The organism is Rufibacter sp. JT3400010 (assembly GCF_054956755.1).
Genome location: NZ_JBUDXA010000010.1, coordinates 58,494 through 73,317 on the forward strand (window position 1 = coordinate 58,494; position 14,824 = coordinate 73,317).

A 14,824-nucleotide genomic window follows, 5' to 3' on the forward strand; every position below is an offset into this window, starting at 1 on the left:
GCGTACCTTTGCGTTTCAACCCTGTTTTCGTTATAACAGGACCTAAACAGAATCAGCAGAATATTATTCATGAAGTACATAGATTCGCACGCGCACGTTTTCTCGCCAGAGTTTGCCCAAGACCGGGAAGAGATGCTGCAACGCGCCCGGGAAGCTCAGGTGGCCGAGGTGTATATGCCTAACATTGATCTTGCTTCCATTGACACCATGTTGCAGATTGAACAGCAGCACCCGTGGTGTCATGCCTTGATGGGACTGCACCCGTGCCATGTTTTCCAGGACTACCAAGCAGTGCTGCACCAGATGGAGCAATGGTTTGAAAAGCGTTCTTTTAAAGGGATAGGAGAGGCCGGCCTTGATTACTACTGGGACAAAACGTTTGTGCCTGAGCAGAAAGAAGCGCTTCGGATCCAATGCGGCTGGGCCAAGAAGTACCAGATTCCCATTATCCTGCATACCCGCGAGGCTTTTCAGGATACCCTGGAAATAATAAAAGAGCAGCAGGAAGGTACCCTCAGAGGAATTTTCCATTGCTTCTCTGGTACCTTGGAGGAAGCGCAAGCGGCTGTAGATCAGAATTTCCTTTTGGGCATTGGCGGCGTAAGTACCTTTAAAAACGGCGGGCTTGAACCTGTACTGAAGGCAATTGATCTAAAACACATAGTATTGGAGACAGACAGTCCGTATCTTGCACCGGTCCCCAAACGGGGCAAACGCAATGAACCCGCTTATCTGCCGTATGTGGCACATAAGATTTCAGAAATCAAGTCAATCACCTTAGATGAAGTAGCGGCGACCACCACGGCCAACGCGAAAAACCTCTTTGCCTAATACTATGAAGTTTCTAAAGGTAAATATCAATACGGCGGCTCCGCGCGATCCTGAGGCTTCCATTTTGCTTATTTACACCGGTGGTACCATAGGAATGGTTTCTGACAAAGAAGACCAGCACCTGGTGCCGTTCGATTTTAGTGAAGTGATTCACCGGGTGCCCGAGATGCGCCAATTCAAGGTGATGCTGACCGTGCTCAGTTTAGATCCACCCATAGATTCTTCTAACATAGGGGTAGAGCATTGGATCAAACTAGCTCAGGTCATTCAGGTCAACTATCATGAGTACGATGGTTTTGTGATTCTGCACGGCACAGATACCATGGCTTACAGTGCCTCGGCATTGAGCTTTTTATTGGAGAATTTAGGAAAACCGGTCATTTTCACGGGTGCCCAGGTGCCCATTGGCCGTATGCGCACCGATGCCCGCCGTAACCTGATTACAGCCATGGAGATCGCCTCGGCGTACCGTTCAGGAAAACCGCTGGTGCCGGAAGTCTCTATTTTCTTTAACACGGTGCTGTTGCGCGGGAACCGTTCCACCAAAGTAGAAAGCAGACATTTTAACGCTTTTCACTCGGGTAAATATCCGCAGTTAGCCAAGGCGGGGATTGATATTGAATACAACAGTTCGGTGGTTTTGCCTCCGCCTACAGAACCTTTGCGAGTGTACCAGGAGTTGGAAAGCCAGGTGGCGGTCTTAAAGCTTTTCCCCGGAATCAATAAATCTTTGATTGAAGCAATGCTCAAAGCCAAGGGGTTGAAGGGGCTGGTGCTGGAAACCTTTGGCGCGGGAAATGCTCCCACGTACCCTTGGTTCCTGAAACTGCTCCGCGAAGCGGTTGACCGCGGCATCACTATTCTGAATGTGTCCCAGTGCGAGGAAGGGGAAGTGCACCAAGGGCAGTACGAAACCAGCTTCTATCTCAAAGAAATGGGGGTGATTGGTGGTTCAGACATCAGTACCGAGGCGGCCGTGACCAAGCTCATGTTTGTTCTTGCTCAGAACCTTACGCAGCCGGAAAAGGTAGCGATGCTGGAAAAAGACCTGAGAGGTGAAATGACTCGCCGCAGTTAAGTAAAAAATGACTGTTTTAGGTTTGCAAATGCCGCTGCTTCTGGCTTTCTTTGCATTCCGAAAAACGGAGATCACGGAGAGGTGTCAGAGTGGTCGAACGAGCACGCCTGGAAAGTGTGTATACTGGTAACGGTATCGAGGGTTCGAATCCCTCCCTCTCCGCCAGATGAACAACTTAAATCCTGTAAGCCACCAGCTTACAGGATTTTTTGTTTTATACCGGACTCTTTCAGGTAAGTATTTCTGGCTTAAGCTTCAAACGAAGCAATTGGAACCCTGAATATATGGAATTCTAATTCTGAAATATCACCAACGGCCTCATGAATGCGGGAGGTGGTAAAGTAGAAATTGTTGTGTGTATCAATGGTAAAGGTATCTGGCCATTTAATTTCATCTGCCTGTGCAAAGGTATTCAGTTCACCTTCAGGGGTTCTGCGCACGATGGCATTGTTTTCTAGGTCTCCAAGGTAAAGATTGCCTGCTTTGTCAAACATCATTCCATCTGGAGCAGGAGTTTTGCCCAGGTTCTCTACCTTCGCCGCCAATGCGGCGGCGTCTAAGGATTCATCATTTAAGGCTTGCGTGGGAATACGGTATAAAGTGTAGCCGGTGAGGGCATGATAATAGAGGTACTGCCTGTCATTGGAGAGGGCAATCCCGTCAGCGTGCATACTGGGCTTCTGGCCGTCTTTCACCCATTTCTCGCCCTCCACAGTGAGCCAGATGTCTTCAGATTTGGTGGAAGGGTGTTCATCCAGCAAGCGTCTAGGCACTCCGGTTTTCAGATCCAGGACAATAATGGCGCCTATACCAGATTCAGTGATGTAGATTTTGCCAGCCTCCTGGTCTATGCGCAAGTCATTCAGGTAAGATTTCTCGGGCGCAACGGTTTTGTCAAAAGTCCAGCCGTTCTTTAAGGTATTGGTCTTCAGATCAAACTCATAGAGCATGGCGTTGCCTACTACACCTTTCATCATAGGACTGGCAGGGTCCAGTACAAACAAAGAGTCTTCATGCGCTACCACAGACTGTACGCAGGTAAAGGTATTCTCTTCTGGTTGCCCATGCCAGGTATTCCAGGAGGCGTCTGGGTATGGCTTATACTGCCCGTCTGCCATTACTTCCACTACTGAGAACGGCAGGTTTTCATGCCATCTAGGAAAATTGGCGAACAGTCTTCCGTTTTGGCTGATAGTCACACCTGTGATTTGAACACCTTGAAAAGTGGCAACTTTGGTAAGATTATGAGAGGCCATGTTTTAGATGTAAGTACCTCTGTTTTTACTTAAGAAAAGGGAAATGGTTGGAGGGACTATCTTCTTCAGCTATATCTGGGCTGCAATTTTTTGAGAAGTAGAAACCCTGATTAGTTTATCAAATAAAACAACCATCCTGTTTTAGGCTGATTCAAAGAAAATAGCCCCTAAATAGAATGGTTGTTCGTCTTGTTTACTGAATTTTGGAAAGGGAAGCGGAGAGGCGTGGTACTACCGAAATCTACTGTAGCGCACTTTGCAGATCCTCTACTGTAATGGGCTTGGTAAGAAAACCCGCAATAGGAAAGCTATTGGCTCTTTCTTTATCCAGGAAGCTCGTTGAACTGCTGCACATAAATATTTTGGTATGGCTCAGATCAAACTCATTTTCTTGCGTGATTTTCTCTAGCAAGCCAAAACCATCCATGACAGGCATTTTTATATCCAGTAATAACACGTCTGGTAACTTATCTGCCTGCTGCGTTAAAGTTTGCAGCTTACCTAAGGCATCTAACCCATTTTTGGCCGTGATAATATCTTTTTCTACCCCGGCCTTCTTCAAGATTCTTTTTGAGATGAAGATCCAATCCTCATCATCATCTATCACCATGAAGGTGCTTGCCTGTAGGGTTTTATTTGAATCTGCGCTACCTGAGTATTGGTCTGCCATACAATTGTCTTTTATGACTATGCTGCAAATATAGAATTTGAAGGAAGCCAAATTCCTATTTATATTAGATCTGCGAGAACGTAAACCCTGAATTCAGTGCCAACTCCTTTTTCGCTTTCTACTTCAATTTTACCTCCGGCATTTTCCACTATCCGTTTTACCATGAAGAGCCCAATGCCTGTGCCTTCAACATGGTCATGAAAACGCTGAAACATTGTGAATACATTGTCTAAATGACTTTTGTCCATGCCCAAGCCGTTGTCTTGAACTTTTAGCAGCACAAAATTACCCTCTAATAGGGTTTCAATCTCAATAATACAGTCCCGCTCAGGAGATTGGTACTTAATGGCATTGCTTATCAGGTTATATAAAATGCTTCTAAAATTTTTTCTGGAAAACTTTAGCTGGTTTACCTGAAAATCAGTTTTGATGAAATGCCTGTTTTGTTTAAGCAGGTATTGGAGGTCTGCCATAATATCATCATAGACTTCCTTTACACTGATGATTTCCTCTCCAAGTCTATCAACGGCATCTTTTTTCAATCTGCTGATCTCAGCTAGATCTTCAATGGTGCGCTTAAATCTGTTGACTGAATTCATGACCCGTTCCAACATATTCTCAGTGGAAGCACTAAGGCAATTGGTATCTATTAACTCATCTTTCAATAACATCATCAATCCTTCAATGTTAGTGATTGGGGAGCGTAGGTCATGGGAGGCAGTATAGACAAAGTTGTCCAGATCCAGATTAATCTTTTGCAACTCAGCATTCTTTTCTTTCAAAGCGTTTCTGCGTTCAGCCAGAGAGTCCTGCAACTCTTTTTGCTTAGTGATGTTGCCTGTGACTTTGGTAAAGCCTAGATGCTGGCCGTCTTCAGAATAGATAGGGGTTAGGGTGACATCGGCCCAGAAAAGGGAGCCGTCCTTCCGTTTACGCCAGTCTTGGGCTACATATACCCCATTTTTCAAAGCTATATCTATTTCTTCTTTTGGTTTACCTGCTTGCTGATACTCATCTGGAAACAGAATTCCATAAAACTGACCTATTGCTTCTTCTTCAAAATAACCTTTTAAGCGCTGCGCCCCCTCATTCCATGTTACAACAATGCCATTGGTATCCATGGCAAAGATGGCATAATCTTTAACCTGATTAATGAAAGTGGTTTGTAAGCGCCTGGCTAGTGGGTGTGTGTCCATATTAAATTAACCAATCCAATTCTTCTACTAAATTGAATTATAAAGGTTAGTCTTGGCCAGACGCTCACGGGTGATAAAACACTTAGATTAGGCATTGCAAACTCTGTGAATGAAGAAAATAAAGCAGTGCAATGTCTTGGGCTTCCCTTTAGCCAACTTCTTTACTTCTAAACATTAGAGTATAAAATTCTCAACCATTTAGCCGGGTTAAATAAGATTCAGTTTAGTCCTGGCAGAGCGGTCTACTGAGAAAGTTCATTTTGACCCAGTTTACCCGTTTTTATTTCAAAACAGCCTAGAAAAGAGTCATCTCAAGCTATAGTCACTCGTTTTCCTCCGGACCGGGCAGATTCATAAATGGCCATCAGGATCTTTACATCGCGCAAGCCCATCTCACCTGGCACTATGGATGGTTTGTTGTTCCGGAAACTTTGGGCTTGAGCATCCATTTGCAGGGCTTGTTCAAAGATGTTGGGGTAGTTCATCTTACCCTGGCTGGTTTCGCCTTGTTTCCCTTCATACCCAAAGGCTGGTCCTACGCGCCACCAACCCTTCTCTGCCTTGACCTCCAGGAAATCTTCCCGTTCATCATAACTACTGTGGCACTCTGCGGTAACGCCATTCTCAAACTCCATTTTCCAGCTGATGGATTGCTCTACCTCCTTGAACAATTCAGGTCTGGTCACCTCCCCGAACTTTGCCGTCACGGCAATGGGGGCTTTCCCTAGGGTGTAGCACGCCGCTTGCACGCAGTAGATGCCCATGTCCATCAAAGGTCCGCCGCCAGAGCGCTCTTTGTCTACCCGCCAATTTTCAGAGGATCTTCCGCCCATTACGAAACTATTATGGGCCTTAATGCTCTGCACTTTTCCAAACAATTGCTTCTGCCCCAGTTCCATCACCCGCTGGTGAAAGGGATCAAAATGTAGTCGGTAACCAATGGCTAGCTGTACGTTGTTCTGGCGGCAAGCTTCCAACATGCGTTGCGCGTCTGCGACCGAGGTAGCCATGGGTTTTTCGCAGATGACGTGTTTCTTGGCTTTGGCGGCTCTTATGGTATATTCAGCGTGCATGGCGTTGGGCAAGACGATGTACACTATGTCAATGTCTTTGTTATTGACTATCTGGTCAAAGTTCTGGTAGTTGTAAATGTTCTTGTCCGGAATGTTGTACTTGGCTTTCCAGTCTTCGGCTTTGGAAGGGGTGCCTGTTACAATGCCAGCCAGATAGCAGTTTTTAGTTTCCTGCAGGGCGGGGGCAAGCTGGTTGGTGCTGTATCCGCCGAGGCCTACTAACGCCATTCCCAGTTTCCGGTTTTGATTACCGTTACCATTGGGTTGTTCCTTTGAGTTTGTATTAGTTGTCTGTTCAGAACCACAGGACAACAGAGGGAAGCCTATGATGGAAGAACCAATGGTAAAGGTTAGCCCTTTGAGAAAAGTGCGGCGGCTATTATTCTGAAAATCGTCATTTGTTTTCATAGGAGGGGAATGGGCAACTTAGAGAAGAAAGGAAACAATTTTGTAGTGGAACTCCAGTGGAAAGAATCTGAAAACGTTCATTTGAAACCTCGCGGGAGCTACAAATGGATGCATTCAGGCATCAGATAGCGGTTGCCGTACAGGCACTTTCCCGCTATCTGATGGTTTACTGAATTCAATGTATCACTTACGGATGGACGTGTGTCCCTCTTTGGAATGGTTCAGGTCCAGTTCGCCTTCCGGCTCTTGTTTGAAAGAAGAATCTGCCTCATCTCCCGCCGGACCTTTGGCAATGGTGATGCCGCCGTCTACCATATAGAGCGCACCAGTGATAAAAGAGGCTTCGTCTGAGGCCAAGAACAAGTACACGTTCGCTACTTCCTCTGGGGTTCCCCGTCGGCCTAGCAGGTTGGCTTGTTTGTTCAGTTTTTCCATTTTGGCGTCCATGGGCCCAAGTTCCTTATGGGTCCAGGCGGTATCAATGGGGCCGGGGCCAACCACGTTGCAGCGCACGCCATAAGCTGCCTGTTCGGCCGCCAGTCCTTTGGTAAAAGCGATGTTGAACGCCTTAGTGCCACCGTAAGGAGCATTCTGCGGAATTCCTAACACCCCGGCCTCAGACCCGGCGGTGACAATGTTGCCCTTTGTTTTCTGTAACTCGGGTAAAGCAGCCTTAGACATTAGGAAGGTCGTCTTCACATTGTTCTTCATCATGTAATCAAAGGCCTCTTCTGTATAATCCGTTAACAAATTGGTTTCCACGAACACCCCGGCGTTGTTGATGAGGATGTCCAGTTTGCCGTATTGTTTTACGGCCAGTTCTACGCAGCTTTGGGCCACCGGCCAGAGAGACAAGTCTCCGGTGAAGTGGATGGCTGTTCCGCCTTGCGTCATGATCTCTTTGGCCACTTCTGCTACTGGGTCTTCGGGTAATCCGGCCACTACTACGCTAGCGCCTTCCTTCGCGAACTTCTTACAAATGGCTTCTCCTATTCCGGCACCGCCGCCGGTTACAATGGCAACTTTGCCTGCTAATCTATTTCCCATTTTAATGCTTTTTGGGTGTACCTGATTTTACGTAAGCTATTCCTCCACTTCTTTTTCGCTTTACTTTTACGGGGACAAAGCTATTTTGTGTTTTCTCACTTCTTTCACGAAAACAGCCGGAAAATAGAGAGTGCAGAGGTGCTGCTTTTATACCATAGGCTTATAGTATTTTAAGATAAATTGTGGCAATACCTTATTCATCATACAACTAAATACCACATAACAGGTAAGTGGTAGTGGAAAGTACTTTGATGAACTTCATCATTGAAAGCTTTGGCACCTTTTATTAAGCAGTTGTAAACCCAAATAAATATCTGAAAGATGGCAAAGGAAAAACGAGAAAGAATTCCCAATTCACAGGCCACGCGAGTAATTCCCCGGGGTAGACTCTTGATCATAGGCGGAAAGGAGAACAAAGGGGAGGAGCCCGACCGGAAGAAGGCCCATAACATCAATTTTGTAGACGAACAGATCCTGAAGCGATTTGTAGATGAGCTTAAAGGAGAAAATCCTTTGGTAGTGGTGATTCCAACCGCGTCGCGGATACCTGAAGAAACCTCCAAAGACTATCTAGACGTTTTCCATAGTTTAGGGGTCAAGCAGGTGGAGGTGGCAGATGTGCGCACCCGTCTGGACGCCAATAAGCCAGAATATGTAGAACTGGTGCGCAAGGCAGCCGGTATCATGTTCACCGGAGGAGATCAGCTTCGGCTTACCGCAATTTATGGAGGCTCTGAGATGCTAGTGGCCATGAAAGAAGCCTACGCCTTTACAGATATTATCATAGCCGGTACCAGCGCCGGGGCCGCGGCAATGTCTACACCCATGATTTACGAAGGAGAATCTGAGGGGGGCTACATCAAGGGCGATGTGCGCGTGACCACCGGTTTGGAGTTTCTTAAAAATGTGGCCATTGATACCCACTTTTTAACCCGGGGCCGTATTGTGCGCTTGTCTCAGGCTATCTGTACAAACCCAGAGTGCATTGGGATAGGACTGGAAGAGGACACTGCCATCTTTGTAACCCAAGGCGGAAACGTGGAGGTGCTAGGTAGTGGCCTGGTGACCATTGTGGATGGTATGGGCATTACCGAGACTAATATTTACGACATTGGAAACGGGGAGCCTTTTACAGCCAAGGGGCTAAAGATGCACATGTTGGGGAACCAGGAAACGTACGTGGTTCCTTCTTACCAAAGATTCCAACTACAATGAAGCCACCTGTTTCTGGACTGTTTTCTTGAAAATAGCCCAGAAAGGAATGGTATCAAAACGAACCTATATCCCGAAGGGAAACGTCTCAGGGGTTTTGTGTCCGGTAGGTTGTAAGTGCAACGGATGCACGGCTTTGGTTTTATCTATAAACAGAAAGGCATCATACCTGGCCGCTAATTTGGTGGGCACATAATTGCCGTACTCCTGGTTTGGCCGGTACACTACGCCAATGGCCCGGTGCCCCATCCAATCCTGGAAATATTCTTTTAAGGCAGGCTGCTGATCAAAGATTAACAACTTATTTTCCGGCGAGGCCGAGTGTAGGACTTCCTCCACGCTTTTTGCTATGGCAGGCGGCACTTTCATTACCTCCATGGGAGCATCCCACGCCCGGCCGGCAATCACTGAGCCCTCGTAAGACCCGAATCCAACCAGCACCACTTCTTCGGGTTTATGCTGTTCGCGCACCAGTTGTCCTACGTTTATCTCTCCATCGGCGGCCATATCAGTGGCGCGGGCATCTCCAATGTGCGTGTTGTGTTCCCAGACAATCACCTTCGCATCTGGTCCGTGGTAGTTCATGAGGGTGTTCAGGGCCTCTACCATGTGCCGGTCCCGTACGTTCCAGGAATTTTCCCCGAAGGCAGACATAGCCCGGTAGTACTTCTCTCCATTGGCAGCCACTAAGGCATTTATCTCAGCGTTCAAACCCGCTTCTGGGGCGTGGTTATATTGGGCGGCCTTCTGCCGAACTTCCAGTAATAATTGCAGCACCGCCTCCCGGCAATTGGGCTTCATCCGGCTCAAAGCAGACGCGTAAGCCTCTTCCTCGCCATAAGGTTCAAAGCAGTCTATGGCGCGCTTGGCGTAGGCAGCGGCCTGTGGGTCTTCTTTTTCCAGGTAATCTACTATGATTTTCATGGAGTCCCACATGCTGTAAACGTCTAACCCATAGAACCCGATGCGCTTGTCTTTGGAAAGGTTGTTGTTGTATTTCCGAAGCCATTCAGACAGCGCCGCTATCTCCCAGTTGGCCCACATCCAAGTGGGCCAGCGGTCAAATTGGGTTAGCACGTCGGTGATGGATTCAGGGGTGTCTGGGTAGCCTTTTACCCATCGGTTTATTTCAAAGCAATCTGGCCAGTCACCTTCCACGGCAATAAAAGAGAAGCCTTTCTCCTGGATCAGTCGCCGGGTGATTTCGGCCCGCCAGGTATAGTATTCATGCGTTCCGTGCGAAGCCTCTCCCAACAACACATACCTGGCATCTCCAATTCGCTCCAAGAGCGGGTCCAAATCCTGAGTGTTCTGCAAGGGAAGGCAATGTTTAGTTAGGCCCGTTTTATCTTTTGAGGTAGTTTCTGCCATTGGGAAAGAATTTAGGTGGGTAGAGGTGCTTACAACAAGAACGTATCTTTTAACGCACACTACATTGGCAGGATAGTACAGGTTAAGCATCAAGGTTACAGGCGATTCATCTCATCAGTGACTATTGGGAAGAGTTGGTGTGATGAATCGCCTGTTCTTAAAATGTTTCTCAGTACCCATTTGAGTGGTACCCGCTTGGCCTGAAGAGTAGCCATATGACTAACCCGAGTGGCCAGGCAACAAAGGCTACCAGAATAGCAACCAAAATGCCTGATTTCCCTCTTCGTTCCGCATCCCGGTAAGCCCAAATGACGCTCCAGATATACAGCACAAAGCTTACTACCCCAATTAAAAGTCCGATTATGCCAAGACCCAGGAAAATTTCACTTCCTTCTTCCATAAGTAGCTTATTTTTAATGGTTTATTGCTCTCCTCTGTTTAACGATCTATACAGCAATACGTTTGAAAATTGTCTACCTGTGAATAGTGGGATGGCTGACTTACAGTTAAGAAGATGTTTATTTATGACGCTCTACGCTATTTTCTGTTGTACTTTCTCTAACTCTTCAGGAGTGTTCACATTTAAAAGCGCGTCTGGGTTGAGCGGCTTTAACATTTGGATCTCATTATTCCGGAGAACTTTTCTGGGGCAGGTAATGCCTTGGGCCAGAAATGAGAGTAAAACTGGGTAGCTCTTCGGCTCCCAAATAGTGATCAAGGGTTCAGGGAAACCGTCATGCGGACTTTCAAAGGTAGTAGCCAGGGCAGAAACAGATCGGTTCCCTACTAGATATTGTAAGGTGTTTGCGTCAAGCAGCGGAAGATCACAGGCAACCACCAGCCACGCTGCATCGGGCTGCTCCCGAAAGGCAGACAAGATGGCTCCATAAGGTCCTAAGCCAGTGAAGGTGTCTGGCAGATAATGGTAGCCGTCTTCCAGGGTAGCCTGCTGGTCGGCGCGGCAGGAGATAAAGACCTGGTTGCATAAATCCTGCAACTGGTCTGCCATATAATACCGCTGTTCTTTCCCGTGCCAGGCAATGGCTCCTTTGTCCTGGCCCATTCTTAGACTTTGCCCGCCCGCCAGTACCAACCCGTTCAAAACCGGTGTTGCGTTTTTGAGCTGTTTCTGGAAAAAGGAGATGATTCTGTCTGTTTCGTGTATACGAAAGACGGGCAGTTCTTGCCAGGTAGGCATGGCTTCCTGCACAAAATCAAAAACGGAGTCTGAATTTTCTACCAGTAAAATCAGCTGCACATTGGTAAGTTGGGAAAGCCTTTTTTGCAAAGAAGCTCTCTTTTTCTCATCAATGATCACCACCTGGGCCTTCGCTTCCTGGTGATTGCCATTCACCAAAACCGCGTCCATTTCTGAGAATGCCTGCCTGAACTGGAAGGTGCTTAAAGGTTTTTGGTAGTGAAACTGATGAAACGCAATTTGGTCTGTGTATTCCAACGTTGCACCCGCCCCCAATGAGCCCGGCAAACCAGGCTCCTGTTGGTCTTTGACATGCTGCGCATCTACGTACCCACAGATATATTCATCTGCCAGGCCCCGTATGATGGTATCAGCAAGGGCTTTTATGGTGCTGCAGTCAGTACCCAGAAAAGCCCATTCCACCCTACTAAAATTTCCGTAACCAGGCCTGGCAATGGCGCTGTGTTTTTTATGATCCTTCAAAGTATATACGCTCCTGTCTGTCTTTAGCAAAGGGCATTCGGGTTGGGGTATGCTCCAATCTGCTCTTCCTCCGGACGGTCTAAACATACAAAATCTTTCTCCACCAGCACATCTATCACGCGACCTAAGCCGGTAGCTACCTTACCATCAAAGCCCACCTGATCTGTGTACGTCCACTCATCTGCTAGGTGCTTAGGAACATTGATTGTTGTTGTACCATCTTCATAACTCACACTTAACTCAGGCTCTGAGGAAACCTGCAAAGCAAAAGAAAGCTTTTGTGACGGTTCTGATCCAAACTCTGTCACCTCTGTTACACGCCCAGTCTGCTGGAAGGAACTCACCTCGGGTTGTCTTAACCGGAAGCGCAGGGAGTTGCCAAGAATTCTGATTTTCATTTGCAAAAGTTTAAGTTCTTGAAGTAGGGGGATCACCAATTCTAACTAGTACGCAAGTAATAACTCTATAGGACAAAACAAACTGCAGATTCAATTTTTTGCTTGTATTAGTAACTGTGGATGTCAGATTGAAGTATTTATACAGTATGGCCCGTGAAATTAACGGAGTAGATATCCTTTACTGTAATTACTACACTTGGCCACACCTCCAATCCTAAAAAACAGCTTTACTATGAAAGAAACCCGCGACAGCATTGCAGACATTTGGGGAGAACGGACGCCCTATTTAGGAGATTGGCCGGTGAGAGTAGATGAACGAGTAGCAGAAGAGCCCGACAAGTGGGTTCACTCTGCTTGTGTACTTTGCTCTAATGGTTGCGGGATGGAAATTGGAGTAAAAGACAATAAGATTGTAGGCGTAAGAGGCCGTGCCAACAGCCCAGTAAGCCATGGGCGCTTAGGCCCCAAAGGTTTGCACGGCTGGGTAGCCAACAACAGCAAAGACAGACTTACAAAGCCCCTAATTAAGCGAAACGGGAAATTTGAGGAGGCCACCTGGGATGATGCCATGGACCTGATTGTGCAGAAGTCAAAGGAATTAGTAGAGAAACACACCAGCAGTTCCATCGGGTTTTACACCACTGGTCAATTAATGCTAGAGGAATACTACGTTCTGGGCATTATTGGCAAAGCCGGTTTAGGTACTCCACACATGGATGGCAACACACGTTTATGTACGGCCACATCAGCGGCAGCTTTGAAACTCTCCTTCGGTTCAGATGGTCAACCCGGTTCTTATACAGATTTAGATACCACAGAAGCCATTTTACACGTGGGGCACAACATTGCTTCTACCCAAACTGTACTTTGGGCTCGTATTCTTGATCGGTTAGCCGGACCCAACCCGCCTAAACTAGTGGTAATAGATCCGCGCGAAACCTTTACTGCCAAACATGCTACCGTTCACCTGGCACCCAAAGTTGGCACGAACGTACCAGTGTTAAACGGCTTATTGAATTTAATTATTCAGGCTGGTCAAATTAACCAGGAATACATTGAAGCTCATACCGTTGGCTTTGAAAAGCTAAAAGAAACAGTTTCTAAATATTCCCCCGAAAAAGTAGAGGTGTTAAGCGGAGTACCGGCAGAGAAACTAAGAGCTGCTGCGCAAGTCTTAGGCTCTTGCTCTACGCTGGTTTCTACCGCGCTGCAAGGCGTTTATCAGTCTATGCAAGCCACAGCAGCAGCCGTACAAATTAACAATCTGCACTTAATTAGAGGGCTTATAGGACGTGATGGCTGCGGCATCTACCAAATGAATGGACAGCCTACTGCGCAGAATACCCGGGAATGTGGCGCTGACGGTGATTTACCAGCATTCAGGAATTGGGAAAACCCGGAGCATATTGAAGAATTAGCCAAGATCTGGAACGTAGACCCAGAAATAATACCGCACTGGTCGCCACCCACACACGCCATGCAGATCTTCCGGTATTGCCACCAGGGCTCCATTAAAATGCTTTGGATCCAGTGTACCAATCCGGCGGTTTCCATGCCTAATCTCCCTTCCATAAGAAAAGTGTTAGACAAGGAAGATCTGTTTGTGGTAGTACAGGATGCCTTTTTAACAGAAACTGCCATGCACGCAGATGTGGTGCTTCCTGCTGCTATGTGGGGTGAAAAGACCGGTTGCTTTACCAATGTAGACCGTACCGTGCATGTTTCTTTTAAAGCGGTTGATCCACCAGGAGAAGCCAGATCAGATTTTGATATTTTCCTGGATTACTCAAGCCGCATGGGTTTTAAGGACAAAGACGGAGCACCACTTATTAAGTGGAAAACACCTGAAGAGGCCTTTGAAGGCTGGAAAGAATGTACCAAAGGCCGCCCTTGTGACTACTCTGGCATGAGCTACCAAAAGCTGAAAGACAAAGGTGATATCCAGTGGCCCTGCAATGAGAAATACCCAGAGGGTACGCACCACCTTTACACAGATGGCGTCTTCAATACCAGTCCAGATTACTGCGAAACCTATGGCCATGACATGGAAACGGGCGGTGAGGTAACCCCAGAAGACTACAAAGCCAATGACCCCAAAGGCAAGGCCATTATTAGAGCCGCAGATTACCAGCCGCCCCACGAAGAACCAGATGAAGAATACCCTCTGTGGCTAACCACAGGCCGGGTTATCTACCATTTTCATACCCGCACCAAAACGGGCCGCTCCCGTGAATTGCAGGAGGCCGCGCCAGACGTATTTGTGCAGATTTCAGAAGAAGATGCCGCTAAATATGGTTTTGACGAAGGAGAAATGATTAGAGTGGAATCTCGTAGGGGTCATGTAGAGGCTGCTGCCAAAATAGGTGATATAGAACCTGGTCTGGTGTTCATTCCTTTCCACTATGGCTACTGGGATGAGGATTCTGAGCGATCCAGAGCGGCTAATGAATTAACCCTCTCTGAATGGGATCCTGTGAGCAAGCAGCCGCACTTCAAATATGCTGCGGTAAGAATGCACAAAGCAGGCAAACTCACTGATAGAATTGGAGATGTAGCCGCTGAAGTAATGGAATCTGTAAAGGAAAAACTTAGTCTTTAGAGAA

The 14,824-nt window shown here is 47.1% G+C and carries 12 protein-coding genes and 1 tRNA gene; 5 read left to right on the top strand and 8 right to left on the bottom strand.

Going from position 1 to position 14,824, the window contains the following annotated elements:
- Positions 1–69 precede the first annotated feature (69 nt).
- The 3 genes from ACY0JR_RS11485 (at position 70) to ACY0JR_RS11495 (ending at position 2,074) form a co-directional block, all read left to right on the top strand.
- Positions 70–831 carry a TatD family hydrolase gene (locus ACY0JR_RS11485; RefSeq protein ID WP_462634232.1) on the top strand — a complete coding sequence of 254 codons (762 nt, stop codon included), beginning with the start codon at positions 70–72 and terminating at the stop codon, positions 829–831.
- 4 nt (positions 832–835) lie between these two features.
- Positions 836–1,909 (top strand): asparaginase, encoded by a 1,074-nt coding sequence (locus ACY0JR_RS11490; protein ID WP_462634233.1) that lies wholly within the window; start codon positions 836–838, stop codon positions 1,907–1,909.
- 75 nt (positions 1,910–1,984) lie between these two features.
- Positions 1,985–2,074, top strand: a tRNA-Ser gene (locus ACY0JR_RS11495).
- Between the two features lie 83 nt (positions 2,075–2,157).
- On the opposite strand, the gene ACY0JR_RS11500 is transcribed toward ACY0JR_RS11495, so the two are convergent.
- The 5 genes from ACY0JR_RS11500 to ACY0JR_RS11520 all read right to left on the bottom strand — a co-directional run bounded on the left by ACY0JR_RS11500 (position 2,158) and on the right by ACY0JR_RS11520 (position 7,559).
- Positions 2,158–3,165 (bottom strand): L-dopachrome tautomerase-related protein, encoded by a 1,008-nt coding sequence (locus ACY0JR_RS11500; protein ID WP_462634234.1) that lies wholly within the window; start codon positions 3,163–3,165, stop codon positions 2,158–2,160.
- A gap of 241 nt (positions 3,166–3,406) precedes the next feature.
- Complete coding sequence (locus ACY0JR_RS11505) at positions 3,407–3,835, bottom strand: response regulator (RefSeq protein ID WP_462634235.1); 429 nt, start codon at positions 3,833–3,835, stop codon at positions 3,407–3,409.
- A gap of 59 nt (positions 3,836–3,894) precedes the next feature.
- On the bottom strand, positions 3,895–5,031 hold the full coding sequence (locus ACY0JR_RS11510; RefSeq protein WP_462634236.1) for a sensor histidine kinase: 1,137 nt from the start codon (positions 5,029–5,031) through the stop codon (positions 3,895–3,897).
- 311 nt (positions 5,032–5,342) lie between these two features.
- Positions 5,343–6,512, bottom strand: a complete 1,170-nt coding sequence (locus ACY0JR_RS11515; protein ID WP_462634237.1) for a Gfo/Idh/MocA family protein — start codon at positions 6,510–6,512, stop codon at positions 5,343–5,345.
- Between the two features lie 183 nt (positions 6,513–6,695).
- On the bottom strand, positions 6,696–7,559 hold the full coding sequence (locus ACY0JR_RS11520) for an SDR family NAD(P)-dependent oxidoreductase (protein WP_462634238.1): 864 nt from the start codon (positions 7,557–7,559) through the stop codon (positions 6,696–6,698).
- A 321-nt stretch (positions 7,560–7,880) separates the two neighbouring features.
- Here ACY0JR_RS11520 and ACY0JR_RS11525 point away from each other — a divergent pair, with 321 nt between their 5' ends.
- Positions 7,881–8,774 carry a cyanophycinase gene (locus ACY0JR_RS11525; RefSeq protein WP_462634239.1) on the top strand — a complete coding sequence of 298 codons (894 nt, stop codon included), beginning with the start codon at positions 7,881–7,883 and terminating at the stop codon, positions 8,772–8,774.
- Positions 8,775–8,837: 63 nt separating this feature from the next.
- Here the strand turns inward: ACY0JR_RS11525 and ACY0JR_RS11530 are convergent, their stop codons facing one another.
- The 3 genes from ACY0JR_RS11530 to ACY0JR_RS11540 form a co-directional block, all read right to left on the bottom strand.
- Positions 8,838–10,088, bottom strand: a complete 1,251-nt coding sequence (locus tag ACY0JR_RS11530; RefSeq protein WP_462634240.1) for an erythromycin esterase family protein — start codon at positions 10,086–10,088, stop codon at positions 8,838–8,840.
- A 586-nt stretch (positions 10,089–10,674) separates the two neighbouring features.
- A complete protein-coding gene (locus tag ACY0JR_RS11535) occupies positions 10,675–11,823 on the bottom strand; it encodes an NTP transferase domain-containing protein (protein ID WP_462634241.1) in 1,149 nt (382 codons plus the stop codon).
- Between the two features lie 23 nt (positions 11,824–11,846).
- Positions 11,847–12,221, bottom strand: a complete 375-nt coding sequence (locus ACY0JR_RS11540) for a DUF7009 family protein (RefSeq protein ID WP_462634242.1) — start codon at positions 12,219–12,221, stop codon at positions 11,847–11,849.
- Positions 12,222–12,453: 232 nt separating this feature from the next.
- On the opposite strand from ACY0JR_RS11540, the gene ACY0JR_RS11545 reads away from it, so the two are divergent.
- Positions 12,454–14,820, top strand: a complete 2,367-nt coding sequence (locus ACY0JR_RS11545) for a molybdopterin oxidoreductase family protein (protein ID WP_462634243.1) — start codon at positions 12,454–12,456, stop codon at positions 14,818–14,820.
- Positions 14,821–14,824 lie beyond the last annotated feature (4 nt).

Bases quoted from the DNA above. Each gene is read 5' to 3' on its own strand.
- ACY0JR_RS11485 (WP_462634232.1), top strand. From the start codon at position 70: ATGAAGTACATAGATTCGCACGCGCACGTTTTCTCGCCAGAGTTTGCC.
- ACY0JR_RS11490 (WP_462634233.1), top strand. From the start codon at position 836: ATGAAGTTTCTAAAGGTAAATATCAATACGGCGGCTCCGCGCGATCCT.
- ACY0JR_RS11500 (WP_462634234.1), bottom strand. From the start codon at position 3,165: ATGGCCTCTCATAATCTTACCAAAGTTGCCACTTTTCAAGGTGTTCAA.
- ACY0JR_RS11505 (WP_462634235.1), bottom strand. From the start codon at position 3,835: ATGGCAGACCAATACTCAGGTAGCGCAGATTCAAATAAAACCCTACAG.
- ACY0JR_RS11510 (WP_462634236.1), bottom strand. From the start codon at position 5,031: ATGGACACACACCCACTAGCCAGGCGCTTACAAACCACTTTCATTAAT.
- ACY0JR_RS11515 (WP_462634237.1), bottom strand. From the start codon at position 6,512: ATGAAAACAAATGACGATTTTCAGAATAATAGCCGCCGCACTTTTCTC.
- ACY0JR_RS11520 (WP_462634238.1), bottom strand. From the start codon at position 7,559: ATGGGAAATAGATTAGCAGGCAAAGTTGCCATTGTAACCGGCGGCGGT.
- ACY0JR_RS11525 (WP_462634239.1), top strand. From the start codon at position 7,881: ATGGCAAAGGAAAAACGAGAAAGAATTCCCAATTCACAGGCCACGCGA.
- ACY0JR_RS11540 (WP_462634242.1), bottom strand. From the start codon at position 12,221: ATGAAAATCAGAATTCTTGGCAACTCCCTGCGCTTCCGGTTAAGACAA.
- ACY0JR_RS11545 (WP_462634243.1), top strand. From the start codon at position 12,454: ATGAAAGAAACCCGCGACAGCATTGCAGACATTTGGGGAGAACGGACG.